Source organism: Nitrosomonas cryotolerans ATCC 49181 (assembly GCF_900143275.1).
GTDB classification, from domain to species: Bacteria; Pseudomonadota; Gammaproteobacteria; order Burkholderiales; family Nitrosomonadaceae; genus Nitrosomonas; species Nitrosomonas cryotolerans.
The window spans coordinates 625,256-649,872 of sequence record NZ_FSRO01000001.1 but is presented as its reverse complement, the minus strand read 5'-3'; the positions used below and the strand labels follow the sequence as shown (position 1 = coordinate 649,872).

Genomic DNA, 24,617 nt, shown 5'->3' with positions numbered 1-24,617 from the left:
CTTATTCTGGCTCGATTTCTATCTTCACCTCGCAATGGGTTGATCTTGAGTGAATTAAAAAAATCACTGAACCCTTTTTTCTTCAACCCACCGGCTAATAATGAATGGTCAGATGAAATTCAGCGATTAATCAATGAAAGCGCATTACAAATGATTGGCAGGGCTCGTTATCAACTAACACCTCAGGGAAGAGCCCCTGTGTTGCAGTTATTGGGTTTATCTTCGCCACCTTCCAATATACGGTGGCAAACATTGAAAAATGCCTACCTGATTGCATACGCGATGGGACTGCCTCCACTTGTAAATGATCGTGATCGCCAATACATTGCCAGCGCTGATGGGCTTAGAGCCAGCATTTTGGTCAACACCTACCCATTATCAGCAGGGGCTTACCCTACATTAACAAGAGCACGGGATAATTTACTCTGGCAGCAATTGACTAACACATCCGTAACGGCACGCTTGCAGAAAAAACTGTCCGCTCCCAATATTCAGCATTTCAAACCGTTTACGCAAGGTTCCGTGATGACTTTGCTGCTGAACGATCTGCTAGGTGCAGAACGTGCATTGCCTTGGGAATCCGCCCTGAAACAACTGGTAGCAAAAGCGGTCAATGCACGGCGCACAAGTCTGGAAGAGCTGCGGGTGGCTATTCTGAAAATCGCCACACAAAAGTCTGAGCCTGAATCTGAGTCTGAGCCTGTGTCTGTGTCTGAGACTGAGCCTGAGTCTGAGTCTGAACTCACATTGGAAACTTTTGCTGCGCAGGTAATAAAATCCGCGAATCGCTGCCAGACCGGCAGATTTGGTGATAACAAAATATTCATCTCACATGTCTGGCGACAGATGGGGCTTGATGGCAAACAGTTTGGACTGAACATTGACCAATTCAAACATCGTCTTTGCCTTGCCAATAATAAAGGGCTGGTCAGTCTGATCCATGCTGATCTAACTTACGCCATGAATTCGCAGGACGTTTCCGCATCAGAAACAGCCTGTCTGAATGCAGTATTCCATTTTATACGTTTGGAGTCATTCGATGTCAGATAAAGCAACAGACCCGCATTTAAAGATTTTTTGCACGCGGGTAAAGGAAGATGTATTTCATGCCATCACCCATCACAATCAGGTCTGGCAACCGGACCCTTATGATATAGAAAGCATACATCAAGACAGTCGTGATTGCTTTCAGCGCTTATTAAATCGTATCAACATGCCCGAATCTTCTAATGCAGGTCGGATCATGTTACTACTGGGTGAATCGGGCGCAGGCAAAACGCATCTTATGCGCGCATTTCGTAATTTTACGCATGAAAAAGCGTTAGGTTATTTCGCCTATATGCAAATGACCTCGTCTTTCTCAAATTATGCCCGTTATGCACTTCATTACACGATAGATTCGCTCGATAAGCCCTATTATGAATCGAACGGAAGCATGACAGGGTTAATGCGTTTGTCTAATGCATTAATCGAAAGCGGCAATACTGTTTCACAAGAAACCCGCAATTCACTCCGAAGTAATGCATTAAATCGAGATGAATTAACCAATTTAATCTACAAAATTGCTGATGATATCCTGTACAAAACAAAAGAAAAATTTCAAGGAATCGATCTGGATCTGGTTCGTGCGTTACTTTATTTACAAAATGATCACCCCGCTATTCACTCTAAGGTAAGCAAATATCTTCGCTGCGAAGATTTGCCTGAATATGATTGTGAAATACTGGGCGGTATCAAGCCCAGAATACAAGAAGAAGACCCACAACGCTTGTTGCAAGCACTGGCGCATTTGATCAGGGCAATCGATTCAGGTGCTCTGATTATTTGTCTCGATCAACTGGAAGATATCCATCCCGCACCTGAGGCAGGAATAAAATTCCGACGTGCCATGGAAACCGTGATCAAATTGGCACAAATACCCAACGTCATCGTTGTGATTGCCTGTCTGGACGACATATATCAAATGCTTAGGAAGGACTTACCGAAGCCTCAGGTTGACCGTATTGAACTGGATCCCGATAAGATCTATTTAAATGCAAAACGTGATGAAGCAGCAATACAAGATCTCATCACGATTCGTTTACAGGACCTTTATGAAAGCGAACGCATGGGTTTAAAAGATGGCCAGCCCATCTATCCTTTTCAAGACGGAACGTCTTCAGAATTAGCAAACATGAGCACCCGCCATGTACTTGATTGGTGTCGACAAGAACGCGAGCAATCAATACAAACCGGCCTACCGCCAAGGTTGCCTGGTTCGACGGACCTGGAACCAGACCCGGAACCAGACCCGAAACCAGACCCGGAACCAGACCCGCTGCTTAGTCAATTTTGGAATGACTTTCTTGCCGGTTCACATCTCGTACCCGAAACTGAAAGTGAGATGCTGCAATTGCTCGACCGTTCCATGACACATTGTATTATTGAATTAAACAGCACAGTTCAATTTCGATGCGTTCAACAGGGTCATTATCTGAATATCCACATTCAAAATGCGATCGATCATGCTGAAGAACGGCAATTCATCGCCGGATTATGCCAAAAAACGTCGCAAGGTGGCGCACTCGCTAATCAGATCGATCAGCTGCAAACAATTGCAGGGACGCACACAGCGATTGCTGTACGATCTACTGATTTTCCTTCTAATCCCAAAACTAAAATTGCCGTACGACTAGGTGAATTTATAGCAGCGGGGGGCAAACGCGTCGTCGCCTCGGATTCCGATTGGCGCGCTATGGTGGCAATGGACTCTTTTCGTAGGGAACATGAAGCAAATCCCGAGTTTCTGAACTGGTTACATATTGAGCAACCCTTACTCGGTTTACCTGCGTTTCAACAGATACTGGACATTATCAACGAACCTCGTCCGCCTAAACCACCGCCACCGCCGCCACCGCCACTTTCAAGAATTAAAATCGGTATCAACCAAGGTCATCAACAAGATCCATACAAGATCGCGACGGACAAATTGGTGTGCCACGCTGCTTTCCTCGGTGGCTCTGGCAGTGGAAAAACGACTCTGGCACTGAATATTATCGAACAACTACTGCTTCAGGGTATTCCGGCCATTTTATTGGATCGTAAAGGAGATCTCTGTAGTTATGCGCTAGAGGAAGCATGGCGAACCCCAATAACTGATCCAGAGCGCAAACAAATGCGTGACAAATTACGTGACAAAATAGAAACGGTTATTTACACGCCGGGCGCTATTGCAGGCCAAGGGCGGACATTAGGTATTCCTGTCGTGCCCAATGGATTAGGCAATTTGTCATCAGAAGCGCGTTCGCAACTGGCGAATCATGCTGCATTTTCACTGGGAAAGATCATGGGGTACAAAGATCAGAGCCGTCAAGACAAACAAAATGTCGCCGTTTTAGGACAGGCAATCTCGATCTTCAGTGAATTGCATCCAGATAAATCGCTAACACTCGGTGATTTGATGGATTTCATTGATAAAAAGGATCCATCATTACTGAATGCAATCGGGAAATTAGATGCTAAATTATTTAATCGATTAGTTGAGGATTTACAAACATTGAGCCTGGCAAATGGTAATCTTTTTGCTCAATCGGGTGAGTTATTAAATACAGAAAGTCTATTCGGGCGATCGTCTTCGTCTGATAACAAGACGGGCACACATAAAACCCGTTTGAGTATTATTAGCACGGAATTTCTGGGCAATAATGACAATATTCTGTTTTGGGTTTCGCAGCTTTTGCTGGACATAGGGCGTTTTGCTACAAAATCACCCAGTGACAAGTTGCAGGGAGTCATTTTATTTGACGAGGCTGACCTTTATTTACCCGCTCAATCCAAACCAGCCACAAAAGAACTGCTGGAAGGCTTGCTCAAACGTGCCCGCTCTGCCGGTATTGGATTGATGTTAGCGACACAGAGCCCCGGTGACATGGATTACAAATCCCGCGATCAGATTTCTTCCTGGTTCCTTGGACGCATTAAAGAAAAAACCGCACTGGATAAATTACGTCCGATGTTTAATGATTCGCAAGAAGACGCGGCGAATAAGTTACCTACTCAATCAACAGGCGAATTTCATGCCATACAAGATGGCAAAGTGAATCATATTAAAGCAGACGCTTCCCTGATACAGGCAAAACAGGTGCCGAGAGAAAAAATTCTGATATTGGCCAGCAAGAAACCAGGGGGGACAATTTCAGCCTTTGTTTCCAAAACCAAGGCTAAAGCTAAAGCTATTTTCAGCTAAGCAATTAAAAAGTAGCGCTTTTCACGGCTTCAAGAGAAGCGCTACTCCTCTAAATAGCATTTTGACGGTGTCAAGCCAGATGATGTACTCAACAACCTCCCAGCGCTCGTGAAACTGCTGCGGGAAGCGGGAAGCCGATTCAATTGAAAAAAATAATTGTGGCTCTATCAACCGCATTGAACATTGAATTGACTACCGATCCAGGATGATTCGATATCTCGCCTTACCAGAGCGAAGGTGCTCCATCGCATCGTTGACTTTATCCATTGGAAAATGCTCAGTCACGGGCGTTACATCATGACGCGCAGCAAATTCCAGCATTTTACGCATGGTTGCGGGACTGCCGACCGGTGATGAACTCACTGACAACTGGCTAAACATCATGGGGATAAGGTTTAAATCCAGAGGCGTTGTGACTGCACCCAACAGGTGTAATCGACCCCGCGGTTTGAGCAAACCAATATAGCTATTCCAATCAAGCTTGACGTTGACGGTCGAGAGCAACAAATCAAAGCGACCGGTGGCACCCTTGATGGCGTTCGGTGCACGCGAATTAATCACCTCGTGCGCTCCAAAGTCCAGCGCTGCTTGTTCTTTCCCCTCCCCAGACGTAAAGGCAGTGACATGGCAACCCCAAGCCCGCGCGAACTTTAAAGCCAGGTGTCCTAAGCCGCCAATCCCGATGACCCCAATCCTGCCTGTAGGCGAAATGCCAAACTGCACCAAAGGATCAAACACCGTCATGCCGCCACAGAACAATGGACCCGCCTTCTTGGCGTTAAGGTTATCAGGCAATTTGACAACACTGGCACTATGAGCGCGAACAGTATCAGCAAACCCACCGTGACGACCCGCAATCGTGGGCTGCGCATCTGAACACAAATTGTGATGCCCACCGAAGCACTGATCGCAAGTCATACAATATCCCGCATGCCAACCCAAACCAACGCGCTCTCCGACCGAAAGGTGCGACACTTGATCGCCAGCGGCTTTGACTTTGCCAACCACTTCATGGCCGGGAACCAGTGGAAATTGCGTCATTCCCCAAGCATTCTCGAGCATGCTGAGATCGCTATGACAAATGCCACAAAACTCCACGGCGATATCGACTTCTTGTGGGCCAATCGCCCCCAACTGATATTCAAATGGTTCTAAGACACCATTGGCTTTACTCGCTGCATACGCATGAACTGTACTCATTTTTCAGCTTCTCCTGTTTTTAACGCGGGTCTATTGGGCGTTAACCTCACCAGCCGGTTTGTGTTTGGATGTATTCAGCAATATATCGCAATTCTCTAAAAAGTGAAGTGACCACTCGCAACAAAAGTTTGACAGAAAGCAAACAGGCTGTCATCGGGTTAACCACCTTACGCCCCTGGCCATCCAATGTCGATCAGGATATTCGCCTGAAATACAGCATCAACCGCCACCTGGACAATGTAAATGGAGCGAGCGGCCAAATACCATCCACTCTATGAAAACAAAAAGAGTCAGTAATACAATCAACCACCCGCTATATACCAACCATATCGTTGACATCCTCCCCTTCCTAAACGAAGGGGATTCCTAGCGACTTATTAAGCCGTTAAGAGTAGGTTTGTATTGCTACTGCCTACTGGTTCCTGCTTCTTAGACGAAACTAACGTTTCAACTCCACAGGCTAACAAGCGATGTCCTCGCTCAAGTACATTCAAGGCACCTACCAAGTCGGCATTGGCTTTAAATCCACATTCTGTACATTCAAAAGCACTTTGGCTTTTGCGATTGTCACGACTAACATGTTGACATCTAGGGCAGGTTTGAGAGGTGTATTGAGGGTTTACCTTCAATACATCCCCGCCTGAACAAGCCTGTTTATACTCCAAGAACGAAACGAACATTCCCCATCCTTGGTCAAGAATGGATTTGTTTAGACCCGATTTCGCTTTGACGTTTTTACCATGCTTTTCAACACTGCCCTTGGCACTCTTAGACATGTTTCCTATCTTTAAATTCTCAACTACGACCATTGCGTGATTTTTGCTGATTTCGGTTGAGGTTTTGTGTAAGAAGTCTAAACGAGCATTGGCAATACGCTCATGCAGTCGGGTAATGATTTGTTTCTGCTTTTTCCAGTTAGCAGAGAAACGGACTTTTTTAGACAGCTTACGCTGTTCAAAAGCCAGTTTCTTTGATAACTTTCTGAAACTGTTTAAAGGTTCTACGTATGAGCCGTCTGACAAGGTTGCAAAGCGGGTAACGCCCATATCAACACCAATCATACTGGTTGAGCTATGACGCTTTAGCTCGGTCTCGTACTCAGTCTGAATCGACACGTACCAATAACCGCCTTTACGGGAAATCGTCATATTTTTAACGTCACCAATGACTTGGCGTGAATTACGATATTTCACCCAACCGATTTTAGGCAAGAACACTTTGCTAGACTCTTGCTCCAGCTTAAATCCTTGTGGATAACGAAAGCTGTCACTCAAACCTTTTTTCTTGAATTTTGGAATCCGTTTTAAAGGCTGTTTCTTATCAAAACCGTCTTTGAACGCTTTTTCTAAGTTTTTTAAGGCTTGTTGCAACGGTTGAGAATGAACGGTTTTTAGAAATCCATAATCTTCTGAGGATTTCCATAGCTTTAACCAAAATGACAACTCGTTGTACCAAAGCAATGGCTGTTTCTGCTCTAATCTGAACAGATTCATTGCTAAGGCTTTATTCCAAACAAACCGATTAGCACCCGCAAACTCAACCATCTTCTGTACTTGGTCAGAATTTGGATTGAGTCGAGATTTAAAGGCTTTGCGTATAATCTGCTTCATGGTTATAATTATACAAAAATGAATTGGTCTATGCAAGTTAATAACGATGTAAGAACAGGAAGACATTGCGTTTTTAATCTTCATGTTCATTTGGTCTTTGTAACAAAATACCGTAGAGATGTTTTCTCCGGAAGGGTATTAATTGATTTGGAAGAAATATTTAAAAACGTGTGTTTGGATTTTGAAGCAGAATTGGTGGAATTTAACGGTGAGCATGATCATATTCACCTTTTAGTTAACTATCCACCAAAAATTGCTATTTCTAACTTGGTAAATAGTTTGAAAGGCGTTTCAAGCCGACTTATTCGCAAAAAGAATTATCCCGAAATTAAAAATAAGCTTTGGGGTAATATGCTTTGGAGTCCAAGCTATTTTGCGGGTAGTTGTGGTGGAGCACCACTCTCGATTATTAAGCAATATATTGAACAACAGCAAAGACCGCATTAAACAGGCTTCGCTTGTGCGCTTATATCTCCGCCCTGAAGGACGAAGTTTTACGCGCTATTTGATAAATTGATTAAACTAAAAGAATTTAGACAACCTCAAGGTAACAAAATTATCCTGCCTGAAGAAAGACACCGGATTCTTAGGCGCTTCTTCAAAAAATGCCTGCCCAATAAGCTCGATTTTCAAGTCCTCACCGAGACGGCGTTCAGCTTCAACACGCAAGGTTGCTGGCCCATCTTCAATATCAGTTACAAAACCGACGAGAACAGATGAATCCTGAACGTCATTAAAGGCGAGGCGCGTACCCAGAAAAATATCCTTGTCATAAATTGTAGGAAAAATCTGTTTGTCCCGAATGTCATTAAAACTCAGTTTATCCCGGCCGTCATACAATCCCTCCACAATGAGACCAAGATCAATGTCACTTGCGGCAACCTGGAAGAAGGTATATTCCAATCCGGCTACCACCGCGGCAAAAGTATCACCTTGCCCTTCACGGACGATACCTTCAAACTTCCAAAGCCAGGCATCGTGAGTCAATTGAAGATCAATACCTGCTTGGGTAATTAAGGCGTAATGGGGTGTAAAACTTTGGTTATCAGCCGATAAAACAAGGGAAGGTTCACGATTGATGCCGCGAAAGACATGCAACCCCAGATCAAAATCACCAAAAAAATGGGAATAACGCAAGGCGACATCAGGGTGCCACTGTTCAGCGCTGTTACCATAAACAGCATCTCCTGTTTTAACCGGAAAGGGCGTCCTAAGTCGGCCATCGCGCCCGGGAAAGGTTCGTTCACGAAATCCGGTCATTAAGAAGACATCAAATCGGCCGAAATCTGACTGATGGCCCATCTGCACCATGGGTTGGCCAAGAAAATCTTCTTCATCGATGTCTTCAACCGCATCAATCTGATTGATAATATTAACCAGATGACGGGATTCTGTCACTCCCCAGAATATACGCGTGGCACCCACCAGAAATTCCCATTTGCCCGCAATTTTTCGCCAATTTGCCTCCCGGATATCAAAATGGGTGCGTTTATCATCTGCGGCATCTACGCGAATGAAGGGTGTAAATTTTAACAATGAATCGCGGTCTGCATTGCGCCAGCGAAATTCTGGTTCGAGCAAACTTGAGAACTGCACCCCTTCAACCTGACCAGGCCATAATGATGCTTCAGGAAACCCACGCAGCTCTAAAGCGGCCTGACCGCTAAAGTCGAATGATTGTGCCGAAACCACGGATAACTTGAAAAGAAACAAAACAGCAAGTGCCTTGATTAAAATAAGCATCGATACAATAACCTTTCGCAATTTTTCATGACACTTGCTAATCTAACGTTCTCTAACGCTGACGCGACAGCGCACCTCTGACAAAATCTCCGTCGCCGAGGCCTACATTAAATTCATATGCCTTGAAAAAAAGATCCGTACTTTTACCCGTTTGATGATTTTCCATGCGCCACACATGCGCCCGCCAGTATTTATCATCATAAAGTTGATAATCTTCAAACAGCTGGGTTTTCAGCAGGCTGCCTTTGCGATCGTAATATTCAATCTTGCGCGCTTGATAATCAGCCTGATCAACCCATCCAATTTGCCGTGTATAACCAGAATCTTTATAAAGTGGACGCCGTTCGACAACATCACAGGTCAGCTCTCCACAAGCTTCTTCGCGCAACCAGGTATATTCATATTTCTCAAGCTCCTGACCGGTAATATCTTCAAAAGCAAATTCTGAACCGACAAACGGGCCGGATTTGTTTTTTGATGAAATACGCTTCACGCGCTTTAGCGCTGGCAGATAAAGCCACTGATCGTCCGGGTCCAATATTTTGGCGTAAGAAAGTAACGCCGTACCTTCAATATCTGCGGGTGAGAAAAAAACAATCAGATTTTTATCGCCGACAGACTCGTCCGGAAGTTCCAGGGTTGATTGCTCAAGTACACGCCGGGATTCTGCACCTGAGGCATTTTTCAGCACCATTTCAAGCTCTACGCGGCTGTTATTAAAGCCTCGATCTGAACGGTCGGAACGCGCAGCAATATCAAACCCCTTTTGATCGAGATCTTCTGCAGAAACCGGCAGCGCAAAGCTTAGCAACATGAAAGCGCCCGTTAAAAGCCTATGGTTAAATAGATTAAATTGTTTGTGTTTTTTCAGTATTAGCATATGAAGCTCCTTTTGTTTTAGGTTGAGCGCGTAGCATAAGCAGCGCTGGTAACAACAACAGATCTACAATCAAGGCGATAAGAATGGCGAGTGCAGTCAGCGTTCCCATATCACCGGTAATCTTGAATGATGAAAACATGAGCACACTAAAGCCAAACGCCAGAATCAGCGCATTCGCCACAACGGCAGCCCCGACGGTATCAAAGGTGTAACGAATCGCGTCCTCAATGGAGAGTGCCAATTCTTCACGAGCACGCTGGTATTTCGTCAGGATATGGACCGTGTTGTCGACGATAATACCGAGAGAAGTAGCGGATACTGTCGCTGCAGCCATACCCACTTCTCCCACTAACAATGCCCATACGCCGAACGTCATAATGAGTGGTGCAATATTTGGAATCAAACTGAGAAGTCCAAAACTGAAGCTTCTCAACGCGATCATCATGACAATGGAAATCAAAATAACAGCGACGATGTTGCCGCCAATCATGTCCTGTATATTGCGCTCAGAGATAAAGGAAAACAGATAGGTTGCGCCAGTGCCATATACTTCATTCCCCGGTGAACGGGAATCCCACCAGGCATCAATATCTTTTAGGAATTGTCGCGTCTCTCCTGTCGTAATCTCATCCAGCGTAACTGAAACCCGGGTTGATGATTTATCAATGTCTATGCGGTCATTTAAGTCCAATCCGTATGGCAATGACAACTCATAGAGCAGCAGATATTGTGCAGCCAGCTCGCGTTCGCCGGGAATATGATAATAGGCCGGGTCATCGGCATTCATATTTTTGCTCAGCCGCTTGATGATGTCCGTATATGAATAAACATGGCGTACTTTTGAATATTCCCGTAGCCAGATCGCAAAGTCATCCAGGTCTTGCAGATATTTAGGCTCGCTGATGGCACCAGGTGCCCCAGCAGGTACTGAGTATTCCAGAATATAAAGCCCTGTCAGATGATTGATAGCAAACTTCGCATCACCACGAAATTCCACCCTATCATCAAAGTATTCAACCCATTGATCATTCAGGTTAATTGTCGGTATAGCGGCAGCCAAACCAATGAAAATAAGACCGACAACTACGAGCGTAGCACGTGCTCTAGCAATAACGAACTCGGCAAGTTTATTAATTGCTTCCTGAAGTGGTCCTCGAGATTTATCTGCATAGGTTTGTACATTAAATGGCAAAATCGTTAATAATGCCGGCAGAAATGTAAGCGAATAAAACCAGGCGGCTGTAATCCCGACGGCCGCAATATTTCCCAGCGCATTGAATGGTGGCGCATCGGAAAAATTAAGCGCTAAAAAGCCGATAACCGTCGTTAAACTGGTAATTGAAACAGCCAGAAAATTAACGCGCATACTTTCCTTAATGGCCGTAATTTTGTCATCGCCTACACGCATGCGCTGTGCCATCGTGATCAATATATGAATAGAGTCCACAATCGCCAGTGTTAGGATCACAACCGGCGCGCTGCCCGAGAATGGCGAAATGGTGATGCCTGCCCAGCCCGCAAAACCCATCGCAGCTATTGTTGCAAATGTAATAACGAGTACAGTTGAAATGACACCAGAAAAATTCCGTACGATTAACCATGTGATAAGAACCAGCACCAAAAACATGGGCCCATAGAGCGTCTCTGCATCATTGATTGTGGCCTCAAAAAAAGCAGCATTGAGCGCCGATATCCCCGTGAGTGCGATCTTCAGATCGGGGTAATCCTGCTCGAATTCGGTTACAAGTGCGCGGGCAAAATGAATGGCTTCTGGCAGCTCACCCTCACTGAGCCCCGGGTATTGCAACGTTACATTGATACCTGATGCGCCACGATCAAGCGCGACAAGACTGCCGGCAAGTAAGGGTTCTTTAAGCGCGATGTCAACCCGCTTGGCTATTTCTGCCTGTGAAAGATTGGCTGCATCTTCAATCAAGTCTTCTACAATTAAATCGTCATCTATTGCATAGGTGTGTTGAAAATTCGTGATTGAATCGACCCGTATCGCGAATGGAACCGTCCAGGCGCGTGCGGTAAATGCTTCAATGGCCTGGGCAACAAACGGTTGATCAATCGTGCCTGATTTCGGTTTAACAACAAAAAGAAAATTGTCGTTTTTTGTATAAGTCTCTTCAAACTTCTCAAATGTAAGCAGATCGGGATTTTTATCGCTAAAAAAGACGCGATAATTATGCGAAGTCTGAATGTGCATCAAGCCAGCGGCAAGAACCAAAAAGACGATAATTGCGAAAAAAATGGTCTTCAGACGATTTTTAATGACGAATTCTGCCCATTGAAGTGCAAAACGATCAGTTTTGTTTAATTGCTTGGTTTCGCTTCTAACTGCACTCACTATGCCTCCATTTAAGATCAATAGATCTTTTATTGTTAAATTTTTTTAAAATCTGCGTGCCAAACACAACCAAACACAACAAATAGCTACTTGAAACCAAAAGATTTTGATTAAACCCCGGTTTCCAACAAACGCATTCTTTAATGGAAACCGATAGATAAACTTATTGAATATATTATGATTTTTATAGATCATAATGACTAGACCTTGCCAGCTTTTCTTCCAAACAATATTGTTAGAAGTGGCTTATTTGATTGGTTTCTCGTCATTAGTAAATTGCTAATGGAAAGTCTGGATTAAAATTCCGGACCTATTTTTATCAATATCTGCACGGACTATATCACAAATTAAAGATCGTTCAATCTTGAATAGATAAATTTTTTAATCCAATTGTTCAAGCGCAGCCTGTACGGCTTCTTCTATTATAGAGAATGATATTCCGGCTCGAGACAGCGCGGCGAGGCCGTGGATAGTTGTTGCCATCGAAATGGCGATCCTTTTGACAGGGAGATCGGCTCGGACTTCTCCGGCTGCCACAGCATGCGTTAATGCCCTACTCAACCCCTCCTCCAGTCTGTTAAAGTTGCCCAATACCAGATCTTTAAGCTCTTCATCTGTTCCAGGAAACTCAACAGCCGTATTGAGCAACATACAACCGTTACGTAAGCGCCCATCTTTATTCATTTGCCGGATGAGCTCAAAAACATGCTCAACTTCAGCACGCCCGGCATGACTGCGATCAAGAGCACCGAACGTCTCATTGGCTATTTTGAGACAATATTTTCTAACGGCAGCCTTAAAGAGCCCCTCTTTATCCCCGAACGCAGAATACAGACCCGCATGGGCAACACCTGTACACTTAACCAGATCGCGCACTGAAGTCTCGACATAGCCCTTTTCCCAGAACAAATACATCGCTCTGTCCAGAATATCATTAACGTCAAACTCACGCGTTCTCGCCAAAGCGAACTCCTATCAAATATATCTAATTGGCTGTTAATTGAGGTATAAAAGATACAAACACCCTCTTTTGCCATGCTCTAAAATATATGTTAGGCCACACATTTAGTCAAGCTTGCTCTTGAGTGTGCTGGCTTAAGCCTGATCTAGCAATTGCCTATTCTTTAAATGCTCACCAGTTTAGATTTGAGCTCAAATCTTTTTCACCCAGACCGATTGTCCATCAAGGAGTGTTTCTCTCTCCGATTTTTCGGAGATTTTTTGTGTTGATTTGTGCTGGATCAAGCTGCACTGGCAGGCTTTGGCATGGATCGAAAAATAGAAAGATTAAGATGTATTGCAAAAAAAATATCCCTCACCCCTCATTTTCTATCAGTTTGAAATTTAGTTTGATATCCTTCCGATTACGAAGCACGTGATTAAATACATTTAAACTTAACAATCCGATAGTTAAAATATTCATCAGAGCTAAAAATAGTTCTAACATGCTCTAATCACTGTTATTTACGTCTTAATTTGGCACATTGGATTTGAGTATCGGCTCTGCAAAATATTATAATTATGATGTGTGTTTTGTCATACAATTGACGCATACAATAATATAGATTATATTTTGTATACACAAAACAACATACGGAGAAGAATATGTCATATGAAACTCAAATCAAAAACCTATTAAACAATCAATCAATGCCAGAAAGCCAATTACTATCAATACGCATGCCCCCTTCAACTGTAAATCAAATTGACGAGCTTGCGTCTGAACTCGACAGAACGCGTTCTGAACTAATTACTGTCTTTATCAATGGCGGCATAAGTGAATTAGTGAGGCAATTAGAAGAGAAAGATAACAACAATAAAGAAGAAGATATTATTGAAGCTAGGGATAATGAAGAATCTCCCAGATATTTCCTTTTAAATACAAATTACAACAACTCTGAATCTGACCACTTTACGATGTTAGAAAATGGCGAAGCCTCTGCATTTTATGGGAACTGGAAAAAAAATATCAAAAACCTAAAAGAAAATGACGTTGTTTTCCTATATCACAGCGGCCATGGTATTTGTGGATATGGGTATGCCGATAAAGAACTAATTATTAGGGATCACAACGGCAACAAAGAGCAGTGGTATGCGCGGAAGTTACATAATTTCGTTTCAGATTTTAAGGTAATAACAGCTAAAGTCTGCAAAGATATTACAAAATCCAATTTAATCTTTCGCAAAACGATGGTTCCTTTAACTAAAGAACAAGGCAAAGCGATTATCACAAAAATAAATGAATCAATTAAATAATTGATGGCTTCAAAGTTGCTCTATTGAGGGACGATTATGTCCCTCAATTTTTTCAATATCGACATCTGCTTTGGATTGTAAGTAAAGCCTTTAGCTAAACAAAAACTCCATAATATTAAAGCAATATATTTTCCTCAATAATATTCCTTAATATACGCATAGGCCCGATCAAACAGTATCTGATCCGTATGCAACTTATACTTCAACAACGCCTTACGCAGCGATTTTTGTACTTCACGCTCGCCACTGGTGGTATTTTGCCAGCCAAGGAAGCGAACCACACGAACAATAGCATCTATGTCGGTGACTATACGCTCTACCACTGCTGGTGTTTCGTCAGTTTTTAATTCTAAGAACAATTCGGTGAGTGCCGCTTGCGGTGTTTTTTCTTGAAATTCCGGCTCTAAATCTTTTTCAGCCTGAACCGTTTCTTTGGCAATTTTGCATAGTTCTTTGACGAATTCGATAGAACTTATTAATCCCTGTTCGGCTTTATCTCTCAACGCCTCCAAACGCTCACTTAGGGATTTAAACACAGACAAATCCCCATGTTTTTTAAAGCGAGCTATCATTACCTTTTCCAGCTGTTTAACTTTTTTTGGGTCTGGGTTATTGAAGATACCTTCAATCACATCCGCATCCAGCACAAACTCTTCCAAGGTATGTACAGCACCTACATGAATATTATCGTGAATCAGTTGCGTAGTTTGCGCGCCAAGGGTTAACCACAATAGCTTGCCGATATTGTCCGACGCAGGTTTTACTGATTCATACACCTGCGCCAACCACTTGTAATCCGGGTTATATAAATTCAGCATATTATCTGGAGAAAGCGATTCCCATAACTTGGCAAGGTATTTAAAATCACGGGCAAAGGCATCTTTCTTTTCGTTAGTATTTATTGCATTTTGTGCTGCTTCCAGGCCTTCGAAACCTTCTAGCGCTCTATCTACGCCAGAAAAGTGTGCCAATGCATCTTGCATGGCTTGTGGAAATATTTTGCGTAGTTCACTTAGATTGGTTATGACTTCTTTCACGCTCTCTTCATCAAACTCCAGTGCTTTAGCGGCATCGTCAAATACGCCAAAGTAATCCACTATGCGACCAAAGGTCTTGTGTGGGTACAAACGATTGGTGCGGCAAATCGCTTGTAGCAACGTGTGATCTTTTATAGATTTATCCAGATACATGGTTTGCAATATCGGCGCATCAAAACCGGTGAGCAGCTTGGCGGTTACGATCAGAAATTTAAGCTCTGATTGCGTATCGTTAAATTCATCAATGATTTTCTCTTGTTGGCCTTTATCAATCCCCCACTTCTTCTTAAAATTAAAACCGTCATTAGCGGTGGTGGATATCACCACCTTACTCGCTTCCTCGGGGAAGTGTTTATCCAGCTCTTCCTTATATTGCGCACAGGCCTGGCGATCAGGGGTCACGATCATTGCTTTAAAGCCTTGCGGAGCAATTTTCTCTTTAAAATGTGTGGCAATGTCCTGGACGATTTTCTCTACCCGCTCGGGCGCTTTTAAAAACGCGGCCATTTTGGCGGATCGTTGATTGAGCGCATCCGCTTCTTCATCACTTAATGCAGTGCTTTCTTTAAATTCGGCAAAGGCTTTATCAAGCGACTCTTTGTCGACATGAACATCCACCAAACGCGGCTCGAAGTGCAGTGGCAATGTCGCTTCATCACGAATGGAATCGTGGAAAGTGTAGCGGCTCATATAGCCGCCTGAGTCTTCTTCTGCGCCAAAAGCCCAAAAAGTATTTTTATCGGCTTTGTTAACGGGTGTGCCGGTTAAACCAAACAAGAAGGCATTGGGCAATGCCGCACGCATTTGGCGGCCTAAGTCACCTTCCTGGGTGCGGTGGGCCTCGTCGACCAGCACAATAATATTGTCGCGGGCATTCATATCGGGCTTGGCATCGCGAAACTTATGGATCATCGAGATAATGATCTTGCGGGTATCCCGCTCTAATAAAGTTTGCAATTCTTTGATGCTATCGGTGCTTTCCACATTGGGCACATCGGCGGCATTAAAAGTGCCGCTGATTTGAGTATCCAAATCGGTGCGGTCTACCAATACAATTATCGTAGGACTTTTCAGTTTCGGCTCACGGCGTAGCTTTTGAGCGGCAAATACCATCAATAGTGATTTACCCGAACCTTGAAAGTGCCAAATCAAACCTTTTTTAATCCTGCCTTCAATGACTCGTTCAACAATTTTATTGGCCCCTTCGTATTGTTGAAAACGGGGAATTACCTTCATGCGTTGTTTTTTATTATTAGTGGTAAACAAAGAAAAGTTGCGCATAATGTCGAGCAAGCGAGCAGGTTTGAGCAAATCGGTTAACTCTTTACCCACTTCACCTAAGCCGAGGCTTTTTGCTATGACATTCTCATCATCCTCAATACGCCAAGGCGCCCAAAACTCTAATGGGCATCGAATAGCCCCATAGAATAACTCTTTACCTTCGGTAGCAAAGGATAAAATATTCGGCACAAACAATTGCGGTACAACATTCTCGTAAATGTTGTGGACTTCATGTGCACCATCTAACCAGCTTACCGATGGGCGTATCGGCGTTTTGGCTTCACCCACCACCACAGGTATGCCGTTTATCATCAATACGACATCAGGTATTTTGGTTTCACGATGATGAATGCGGAACTGGTTGGTGATGATGTAATGGTTGTTGGTTAAATTATAAAAGTCGATTAAGCGCACCGGCACATGACGATTGTTCTCACCAAAAGGCATGGTTTTTTCGCCGGTAAGCCATTTAAAGAACTCTTCATTGGCTTTCACCAATCCAATTTGATTCACCGAAATTAAAATCGAGCGGAGCTTGTAGATCACTTCATCAGCCAATTCAGGTTTTTGGCTGATCTCAGGATTGAGGCGTAGCAAAGCGGCTTTAACTTCCGCTTCCACCATTACCTCATTCACACCACGGCCAAGCTGCTCTGATGATTGGTATTGCCACCCTGCGCCATAGGGTTTTTTAGGCGGCTCAGAAATTAGATTTTGGTTGAGGTTCACACCACTCACCTGATGAATGATGTAGTGCTCTACACTATTTAATTCGGTGAATGGCATATTTAAAATACCTGGTTTATTAAGCTAGTAATCAATATTTTTGTAGATTTAATCTTCTCTGAGAATGCTTTTTCTATATTTTCGTATTCAGTCATCTCATCAAGCAATGATTTTTCATCATCTAACACCTTCACTACATACTCACCAATAATTTTATGGCTAACCCTTGGCATTTTTGTACCAAATCCTTGCCCAGTCACAAAATTAATAAATGGTTTACTATGTAAGTGATAAAGAATGTACTTTTTTGAAGCTAACGTAGTTCCATAAACGAGTAACTCTGTTGTGGATACTGCATCAAAATCAGCAATAAATGCTTTATCTAAATAGGGCCGTAACTTGCTATAACAAAGATCCCCACTATCAACCAAGTTACACTGAGCTAATGCGTCTTTTGATTCGCCATATTCTGTACAACTAAAGGAACCCGACTCTATATGTTCTAAACCAATGTACTTTGACCTAGAATGAGGAGCCAAACTTTTACTCTTTTTGGGCATCAATATTTTGGACAAGACATACTCCTTACCACTAGAACTTGCAACTCCACTGTCGAAACAGACTTGTTTTGTTATTATCGCTTTCCGAAAAGCATTAATATTTTTTTGTAAAACATTGTCTACTGACCAAAACAATTTAGCCAATTGAGCTTGTTGATCTTTCGGCGGAAGAAGAAACTCATATCCAGATAAATCTTTCCAGTTTACATATGGGTTTACAGAGCCCTTAGAGTTACGAATCGAATGCTGAGCAAAGCCTTCAGACATCATCACAAACGGCAACAGACGTTTATCAATTTTCTTTTCATTGGCTTTGATCACAAAAGTGGTGTTGGATGTAATGCCATCAAATGGTGCAATGACTACTTTCCGCAGATAGGTACGGCGCGATCCATACAAAATATCGTCTTCCTCGAATTTCCTTATGAAGGCAGGCCCCAAGTATTCATCAGCAAGCTCACCCCATTCCCGAAGATGAAGATCTTCTGAATACATGTGCTCGCCTTTTACATAGCGAGTTAGTTCTGAATTTTCGCGGTCTACTGAGTCTTTTTGCTGTATTGCAACATCACCGAATTTAACCAGCTTCCACTCGCTGCGATCCAGCTTCAGCCCATCTATGATCTTTTCAATTAAGGCATTCATGTCAGCTCAACTCTCCCAATAAGTTTTGCATTGAAAGTTTCAGCTTATCGCCTGCCTCCTCCCAATTTTTTAGGGTCTCAGAGAAACTAGCCCCACTGTTCGAGTTATCTGGTTTAACATAAAAATTGATGTTCATATTGCCGTCAAAGGCCATGATCTCTTCAAGTGCAGCGACTTTGGCAAAGTGCGGTATATCGACGAAATCTTTGTAGGCTCGATATAGTTTTTCTATATGAGCTGGTGTCAAATAAGCCTGCCCTTTGTTTTCAATCACATCATCTTTGCCATTCACAAACAAAACCTTGCCCTTTCGCTTGGCGTGTTTGTTGGTGTTGCCAACCAGAATCATAGCTTCCATAGGTGAGTTGTAAAACAGGTTCGGCCCCAATCCTATTACAGCCTCTATTTCATCTGTTTCAACCATTTTTCTTCTCATGGCCGCTTCCATGTCACGGAATAAAATCCCGTGAGGCCACAGAATTGCGTAACGACCATTATCAGGATCTAGGCTTTTGTGAATATGCTGCTGAAAGGCATAATCAGCACATCCTTGCGGTGGTACGCCCCAGAGATTGCGGCCATACGGATCGCTTTCAAAGGCTTTTCTATCCCATGATTTAATTGAGTACGGCGGATTAGCGAGGATGATGTTGAATTTTTTCAGTTCGTCATTTTCGAGTAAACCGGGGTTGGCCAAGGTATTGCCACGCACGATGTCGAACTCTTCGATGCCGTGCATAAACATATTCATGCGGGCAATAGCGGAGGTGAGTAGATTTATTTCTTGGCCATAAAGTTTGAGTGTGCGGTATTCCTTACCTTCCTCTTTTAAGTGCAAGGCACAATTCAGTAGCAATCCTCCTGAACCGCAAGTGGGGTCGTATACAGATTCACCCGGTTGTGGGTCCATAATCATGGTCATGAGCTTAACCACGGTGCGGTTGGTGTAAAACTCCGCTGCGGTATGGCCGCTGTCGTCGGCAAATTCTTTTATTAAATATTCGTAGGCATTACCAAGTTTGTCGTCGGGCACGTTGCTTAAATTAAGCTTGTGCTGTGAGAAATGCTCGATAAGATTGGTGAGCATCTCATCAGAGAGCCGCTCTTTATTGGTCCAGCTAGCATCACCAAAGATGCCGTATAAGGTATCTGGGTTCGCTTGCTCTATAGCTCGCATCGCATTTTGTAATGCTTGGCCTATATTTACCGTGGTTTCGCGCACGTCATTCCAATGCGCTCTCTCAGGTATTTGAAAATGGTGGTTCTCGGCAAAGGTCGCATATTCAGTGTCGCCATCACTTTCTTTTAGTGCGCTTGCATATTCTTCGTCGTAAACATCAGATATACGCTTGAAGAACAATAGCGGAAAAATGTAGACCTTAAAGTCGGATGCGTCGACAGGACCTTTCAGTATCCATGCTGCTTTAGATAAATATTGTTCAAGCGCTGAGATTGTTAACTTACTATCCGTCATACGTTCTTTTTTTCACTTTTTATTATTATTTTCGTCAATCTAAAATCAGGATTCACTGTTTTTTTATTGGATACTTTCTACTCTTCCATAAAACATTCAATCGCATAGGCAGCACCAAGATCACTGCAATAAAAAAGCGGCCTTTAAGCAATGATACTTGCAAAAATATGTTCAAGGCCGGATTCATTATTGTCTCACCATTACACCTGTGGTCGTAAGCTGTTTAGTATCTGACGACAGTCATCTTATCCACTTTAAATAGTCTCAATAATTTTGCGCCTGAGAAAGGCCAAATAAAATCTTCTCCACGTGTTGTTTGAGGGAATAGAAACTTGTTATCGCTATTCGACAGGCTTTTTTCCTCCATTCCATCTCTTGATTTTATGAAGCTTTTTACGCCCTGAAAATCAGCATGCCTCACTAGCTCAAATTCAAACTAGCAGATACCTAAAAAAGCCAGCAACTATCCAATCAACTCTGGGTTAGTGCATCTATAAAAGAGACCGGACAACTTGCGACTATTCCAGAGTTGGTTGCAAGACGATATCTTTTATGCTTGCAAACTATCGATCGGAAAACATCTATTACCAATAAGAAGGAAAAACGATGAAGAGAATTACCTGTGTCGCATTAACCGCAATCACTTTATTGTCCGGTTGTGCTGCAATGATTAATGGAACTACGCAACAAGTATCCGTGAGGTCGAATGTGCAAGACGCAAAAATATATGCCAATGAAGAGTTTATCGGTACAGGAAATGGCGTAGCAGTCTTCAGGAAGAAGGATGATTATGTAATTACAGCGCGAAAAGACGGTTGTAATGATACCAGTATAGCCGCATCAAAATCATTTGATGCCACTACGCTATTGGGACTATTAATTGATTTTGGTCTAATATCGATTCTACTTGTTGATGGTGCCGTTACTGGTGCATGGAATCGATTTGATAGAACAAACTACATGATAGATATGCAATGCAATACGGCGAAACTGCAACTATGAAAATAACAGCCCACCGCCACCAGGACAACTAATCAGTAGAAAAAAGCGCTTAAACATTACTGTCTAAGCGCTTGATTTACTGGTGGGTCTGGCTGGACTCGAACCAGCGACCAAGGGATTATGAGTCCACTCTATAACATATTAATATCAATCAGTTACATCATTTTTCATTCCGCAAAAAGGGCAAAATTACCGTCTTAAGACCCAATGTTCATGCAGAATAGCTTTTATTTGCGGAACAGATTTATATGCATTTTGTGAGGTGTGAGGTATTAACAAAAAATGGATTCAGATAATTTTTCATGCAAAAAACACTTGATCCGCATTATAGCCTGTTAACGAAAACTAAAAACTTATCACCTCTGCAAGTTTGAAATTGACCAAGATAGTATACGTACTAGTGCGACAGGATCTAATAGGCACCCATAAAATCGCCTTTGCCGACTTCCAGACCATTGTGCCGCAAAATCGCATAGGCGGTGGTGACATGGAAGAAAAATTGCGGCAAACCGTAGTTGAACAGGTAGGTGTGACCAACCATTTTTTTCTCTTTCGGTGTGTCCGGGCGTAACACGATTTCACGCGTTTCGCTGCCTTCGAATTGCGCGGGCGTTAGGCTTTCGATAAACGACAATGTCTTGCCAATTCGTGCCTTCAAATCAGCAAAGGTTTGCTCGTTGTCGTCATACACCGGCACCTCAACACCTGCCAGCCGCGCTGACACGCTCTTGGCGAAATCGGTGGCGATTTGCACTTGGCGGATTAAGGGAAACATATCAGGGAAAAGCCGAGAGTCCAGCAGCACTGTTGGTTCAAATTTTTTCTCAGCGGCGAGTGCTTCAGCCTTGGTCAAAATGGCGCTTAGGCTGCTCAATAACTGTTTGAAAACGGGCACGGACGTTTTGTGCATATAAGTAGTAGTCATAAATTTTTCTTGGTTAATTGATACTTTTTACTCCGGAATTAACATCTGCGCTCTGAGATTCGCAGCCAATTTGGCTACTCGTTAGTAAAGATTCTAATACAAATTTCCCGGCAATATCAGCGTTACCATCGAAAGCCCCCTGGTTAGAAACTGATGAATTTCGCATCTGGCCGGGATGTATGCTGATGCAGGTCGTTCATGCCACCAAATGAGGCATTCTTCACCAGCATTTCTTCGCTGATGGAACGGATTTCAGCGCAAGGTTTGCACACGAGAACCTTGGCGTTGAGGTTTGAAAATATTTCTGCAAATTTTGAAGGTGGCCCGAAAGGAATCATTTTCTGATGGGTGCCGTCGAGTGCGACAGTTACCGCATCATGAAACAACATAATCATTACAGTATCGCCTGCTTGTAGGGCAGAGGCGGCAAAAACGAATGGTAGCGCAGCCCGAGTAACATCCGTTGGACCCCAAGTCGTGGAAATAACGCAATGCATCTAACCTCCTAATTTTATCGTGAGAAAAAGAATTGTTGGTGCAGTATATTATATAACCCCTTGAGCACCCGAAATCGGGGACAAGCTGCATGTTCTGGCTAGATCGATTACAGGGCAAAAAAACTAACACTCAAATAAAACAATAATTGCTGTTTTTACCTGAAATACTTGCAAATGTCACAATACCGCTTTGACTTAAACAGATTCAGGATCCCATAATAGCATTAACCTAGGTCATGTTCCTTCCAACAACGCCTGTCACATTGGTGAGTCTTGACTGCTCCCCTCCGTAAACGAAGGGGATTCCCAATTCAACGAATCCAACCCGGACGCACCTAAATGCAAACAGGACTTATAGATTCTCCAAGGGCTGACACCGCCAGTCCAGCGGTCAAAACATTACGCGCTGCGTTGATGTCTCGATCATGGATTGATCCGCATTCCGGACAAGTCCATTCACGCACATTCAAAGGCATCTTGTTTACGGTATGCCCACATCCCGAGCAGCGTTTGCTGCTTGGATACCATCGGTCAATACCTACAAGCTCTCGCCCGTACCACAGCGACTTGTATTCTAATTGCCGCACAAATTCACCCCATCCTGCATCGGAAATTGATTTTGCGAGGCAACGATTTTTCTTCATATTGCTAACAGCTAAAGACTCTACAGCTATCACTTGGTTTTCGTTCACTAGCCGTGTTGAGAGTTTATGTAGAAAGTCTTTACGAGCATCAGCAATTCCTGCATGTAGTCGCGCTACTTTCAGTCTGGCTTTTTGTCTATTGGCCGACCCTTTGCGCTTTTTAGATAGCTTGCGTTGCAGCTTAGCAAGCCTGGTTTCATTCTTTCGTAGCGTGTTAGGAGACGCAATCTTCTCGCCCGTAGAAAGAATAGCGAAGTGCGTTAATCCTAAGTCAATGCCGACTTTGCCGCTAACCCTTGGCTTTCGCGCAACAGAGTCGTCGCAAAGCATAGAAACATGGTATCGACCCGCTGAGTCTTTAGAGACTGTTGCAATCGTTAGTTTTGTTGCCTTAGGAAGGGTGCGCGACCATCTGATATTCAGTGGATCTTTCATCTTCGCCAGTTTCAGAGACTTACCGTCCCACTTGAAGGCGCTGGACGTGTATTCAGCCGATTGCTTCTCATGCTTGCTTTTGAATGACGGGTATTTGGCTCGTTTGGCAAAGAAATTACCAAATGCCGTTTGCAGGTGGCGGAGAGATTGCTGCACAGGAACACTGGAAACTTTGTTCAGCCATTCAAATTCAGGCTCTTTTTTTAACTCGGTCAACAAAGAGGAGGTAGCATGATACCCGATTCTTTTTTTCTCGGTATACCAAGCATCAGAACGAACGCGCAACATGCGATTATAGACAAACCGAGCACACCCGAATGTTTGAGCCAGAATAGTTTCTTGCTCAAAAGTTGGGTAAAACCTGAATTTGTATGCGCGCTTAATTTCCATTAACACACTGTAACAGAAATAGGTGAAAAAACAGGCTTTAGTATCAGCGAAGCTGACTCCCTATCCATCCCCGGCCTTAAGACCGGGGTTTTCCGGAAGTTGAGATGATAAAATTAATGATCAAATCCTCGCCAGGTTCCTTTAAGGAACTAATTGAGCTAAAATAAACCTTTGACTAGGAGATTGCCATGTCTGTAAACGTAAAACTATCAGAGAGCCTGGTGGCCGAGGCCAAGCGCTACGCGCAAACACAGCATCGCTCGCTACCCAAGCAGATCGAATACTGGTCGCAGATTGGCAAGATTGCAGAGGAGAATCCTGATTTGCCGTTTACCATGATCCGCGACATACTGATTGCCGATCAGGAAGAGTCAACGGGTGAGTACCAGTTCGGCTGATGCGGTTATATGTCACGCCCACATTTGAGCGCGCTGTAAAGAAGCTGCATCCACAGCAAAAACCTGATCTTGATGAAGCAGTGCGTGCCATTGCATCAAATCCTCAATGTGGTGAAGCAAAAGTAGGCGACCTGCTTGGCATCCGTGTCTATAAATTCCGTTTATCAAACCAATTGTGCATGCTGGCATATCGTATTCTCGATAAGGATAGCTTGAAACTACTGGTCTTCGGGCCCCACGAGAATTTTTATCGCGATCTCAAGCGGCATGAGAAGTAATTTTTTTTATTCAGCATTGAAATAGCTGAACTTTAAATTAGTTTTTGGGGTATTGCCA

20 protein-coding genes are annotated in these 24,617 nt (G+C 43.4%); 8 read left to right on the top strand and 12 right to left on the bottom strand.

Features of this window, described 5'->3' with window-relative positions:
• Positions 1-45 precede the first annotated feature (45 nt).
• Together BUQ89_RS02825 and BUQ89_RS02820 are read left to right on the top strand one after the other, a co-directional pair.
• A complete protein-coding gene (locus BUQ89_RS02825) occupies positions 46-1,050 on the top strand; it encodes a hypothetical protein (protein WP_143071284.1) in 1,005 nt (334 codons plus the stop codon).
• Positions 1,040-4,225: an ATP-binding protein gene (locus BUQ89_RS02820; protein ID WP_051537714.1), complete on the top strand. Its 3,186-nt coding sequence runs from the start codon at positions 1,040-1,042 to the stop codon at positions 4,223-4,225. Before BUQ89_RS02825 ends, BUQ89_RS02820 begins: the two co-directional genes overlap by 11 nt.
• A gap of 192 nt (positions 4,226-4,417) precedes the next feature.
• Here the strand turns inward: BUQ89_RS02820 and ahr are convergent, their stop codons facing one another.
• Positions 4,418-5,425 carry an NADPH-dependent aldehyde reductase Ahr gene (gene ahr / locus BUQ89_RS02815; protein WP_028462289.1) on the bottom strand — a complete coding sequence of 336 codons (1,008 nt, stop codon included), beginning with the start codon at positions 5,423-5,425 and terminating at the stop codon, positions 4,418-4,420.
• A gap of 68 nt (positions 5,426-5,493) precedes the next feature.
• Here ahr and BUQ89_RS13665 point away from each other — a divergent pair, with 68 nt between their 5' ends.
• Positions 5,494-5,703: a hypothetical protein gene (locus tag BUQ89_RS13665; protein ID WP_074202486.1), complete on the top strand. Its 210-nt coding sequence runs from the start codon at positions 5,494-5,496 to the stop codon at positions 5,701-5,703.
• A 99-nt stretch (positions 5,704-5,802) separates the two neighbouring features.
• On the opposite strand, the gene BUQ89_RS02805 is transcribed toward BUQ89_RS13665, so the two are convergent.
• Complete coding sequence (locus tag BUQ89_RS02805; RefSeq protein ID WP_074202485.1) at positions 5,803-7,035, bottom strand: RNA-guided endonuclease InsQ/TnpB family protein; 1,233 nt, start codon at positions 7,033-7,035, stop codon at positions 5,803-5,805.
• 30 nt (positions 7,036-7,065) lie between these two features.
• Here BUQ89_RS02805 and tnpA point away from each other — a divergent pair, with 30 nt between their 5' ends.
• Positions 7,066-7,482, top strand: coding sequence for an IS200/IS605 family transposase (gene tnpA / locus BUQ89_RS02800; RefSeq protein ID WP_074202473.1), 417 nt, complete (start codon positions 7,066-7,068; stop codon positions 7,480-7,482).
• A gap of 75 nt (positions 7,483-7,557) precedes the next feature.
• Here tnpA and BUQ89_RS02795 read toward each other — a convergent pair whose 3' ends face one another.
• From BUQ89_RS02795 to BUQ89_RS02780, 4 genes are all read right to left on the bottom strand, one after another.
• The gene (locus tag BUQ89_RS02795; RefSeq protein WP_036573939.1) at positions 7,558-8,778 is read right to left on the bottom strand and encodes a hypothetical protein; all 1,221 of its coding nucleotides are present in this window, start codon (positions 8,776-8,778) and stop codon (positions 7,558-7,560) included.
• A gap of 52 nt (positions 8,779-8,830) precedes the next feature.
• Positions 8,831-9,658, bottom strand: a complete 828-nt coding sequence (locus BUQ89_RS02790) for an outer membrane lipoprotein-sorting protein (RefSeq protein ID WP_083399566.1) — start codon at positions 9,656-9,658, stop codon at positions 8,831-8,833.
• Positions 9,627-12,011 carry an efflux RND transporter permease subunit gene (locus BUQ89_RS02785; RefSeq protein WP_051537736.1) on the bottom strand — a complete coding sequence of 795 codons (2,385 nt, stop codon included), beginning with the start codon at positions 12,009-12,011 and terminating at the stop codon, positions 9,627-9,629. The genes BUQ89_RS02790 and BUQ89_RS02785 overlap by 32 nt, the downstream gene beginning before the upstream one ends.
• A gap of 381 nt (positions 12,012-12,392) precedes the next feature.
• Positions 12,393-12,974 (bottom strand): TetR/AcrR family transcriptional regulator, encoded by a 582-nt coding sequence (locus BUQ89_RS02780; protein WP_051537734.1) that lies wholly within the window; start codon positions 12,972-12,974, stop codon positions 12,393-12,395.
• A 642-nt stretch (positions 12,975-13,616) separates the two neighbouring features.
• Between BUQ89_RS02780 and BUQ89_RS02775 the strand changes: the two genes are divergently transcribed.
• Positions 13,617-14,267, top strand: a complete 651-nt coding sequence (locus tag BUQ89_RS02775) for a CopG family ribbon-helix-helix protein (protein WP_051537732.1) — start codon at positions 13,617-13,619, stop codon at positions 14,265-14,267.
• A 134-nt stretch (positions 14,268-14,401) separates the two neighbouring features.
• Here BUQ89_RS02775 and BUQ89_RS02770 read toward each other — a convergent pair whose 3' ends face one another.
• From BUQ89_RS02770 to BUQ89_RS02760, 3 genes are read right to left on the bottom strand one after another with little or no spacing between them, the layout of a single operon-like run.
• Positions 14,402-17,371, bottom strand: coding sequence for a type I restriction endonuclease subunit R (locus BUQ89_RS02770; protein ID WP_028462354.1), 2,970 nt, complete (start codon positions 17,369-17,371; stop codon positions 14,402-14,404).
• 2 nt (positions 17,372-17,373) lie between these two features.
• A complete protein-coding gene (locus tag BUQ89_RS02765) occupies positions 17,374-18,516 on the bottom strand; it encodes a restriction endonuclease subunit S (RefSeq protein WP_051537730.1) in 1,143 nt (380 codons plus the stop codon).
• Position 18,517: 1 nt separating this feature from the next.
• The gene (locus BUQ89_RS02760) at positions 18,518-19,990 is read right to left on the bottom strand and encodes a type I restriction-modification system subunit M (protein ID WP_028462353.1); all 1,473 of its coding nucleotides are present in this window, start codon (positions 19,988-19,990) and stop codon (positions 18,518-18,520) included.
• 606 nt (positions 19,991-20,596) lie between these two features.
• On the opposite strand from BUQ89_RS02760, the gene BUQ89_RS02755 reads away from it, so the two are divergent.
• Complete coding sequence (locus BUQ89_RS02755) at positions 20,597-20,992, top strand: hypothetical protein (protein WP_028462352.1); 396 nt, start codon at positions 20,597-20,599, stop codon at positions 20,990-20,992.
• A gap of 412 nt (positions 20,993-21,404) precedes the next feature.
• Here BUQ89_RS02755 and BUQ89_RS02750 read toward each other — a convergent pair whose 3' ends face one another.
• The 3 genes from BUQ89_RS02750 to tnpB all read right to left on the bottom strand — a co-directional run bounded on the left by BUQ89_RS02750 (position 21,405) and on the right by tnpB (position 23,883).
• On the bottom strand, positions 21,405-21,917 hold the full coding sequence (locus BUQ89_RS02750; RefSeq protein ID WP_028462351.1) for a DUF1993 domain-containing protein: 513 nt from the start codon (positions 21,915-21,917) through the stop codon (positions 21,405-21,407).
• Between the two features lie 143 nt (positions 21,918-22,060).
• The gene (locus tag BUQ89_RS02745) at positions 22,061-22,414 is read right to left on the bottom strand and encodes a DsrE family protein (protein ID WP_036573936.1); all 354 of its coding nucleotides are present in this window, start codon (positions 22,412-22,414) and stop codon (positions 22,061-22,063) included.
• 335 nt (positions 22,415-22,749) lie between these two features.
• Complete coding sequence (gene tnpB / locus BUQ89_RS02740) at positions 22,750-23,883, bottom strand: IS200/IS605 family element RNA-guided endonuclease TnpB (RefSeq protein WP_074202484.1); 1,134 nt, start codon at positions 23,881-23,883, stop codon at positions 22,750-22,752.
• Positions 23,884-24,071: 188 nt separating this feature from the next.
• Between tnpB and BUQ89_RS02735 the strand changes: the two genes are divergently transcribed.
• Positions 24,072-24,281, top strand: a complete 210-nt coding sequence (locus BUQ89_RS02735) for a TA system antitoxin ParD family protein (protein WP_028462502.1) — start codon at positions 24,072-24,074, stop codon at positions 24,279-24,281.
• The gene (locus BUQ89_RS02730; RefSeq protein ID WP_028462501.1) at positions 24,281-24,559 is read left to right on the top strand and encodes a type II toxin-antitoxin system RelE/ParE family toxin; all 279 of its coding nucleotides are present in this window, start codon (positions 24,281-24,283) and stop codon (positions 24,557-24,559) included. Before BUQ89_RS02735 ends, BUQ89_RS02730 begins: the two co-directional genes overlap by 1 nt.
• The last annotated feature ends 58 nt before the right edge of the window (positions 24,560-24,617 follow it).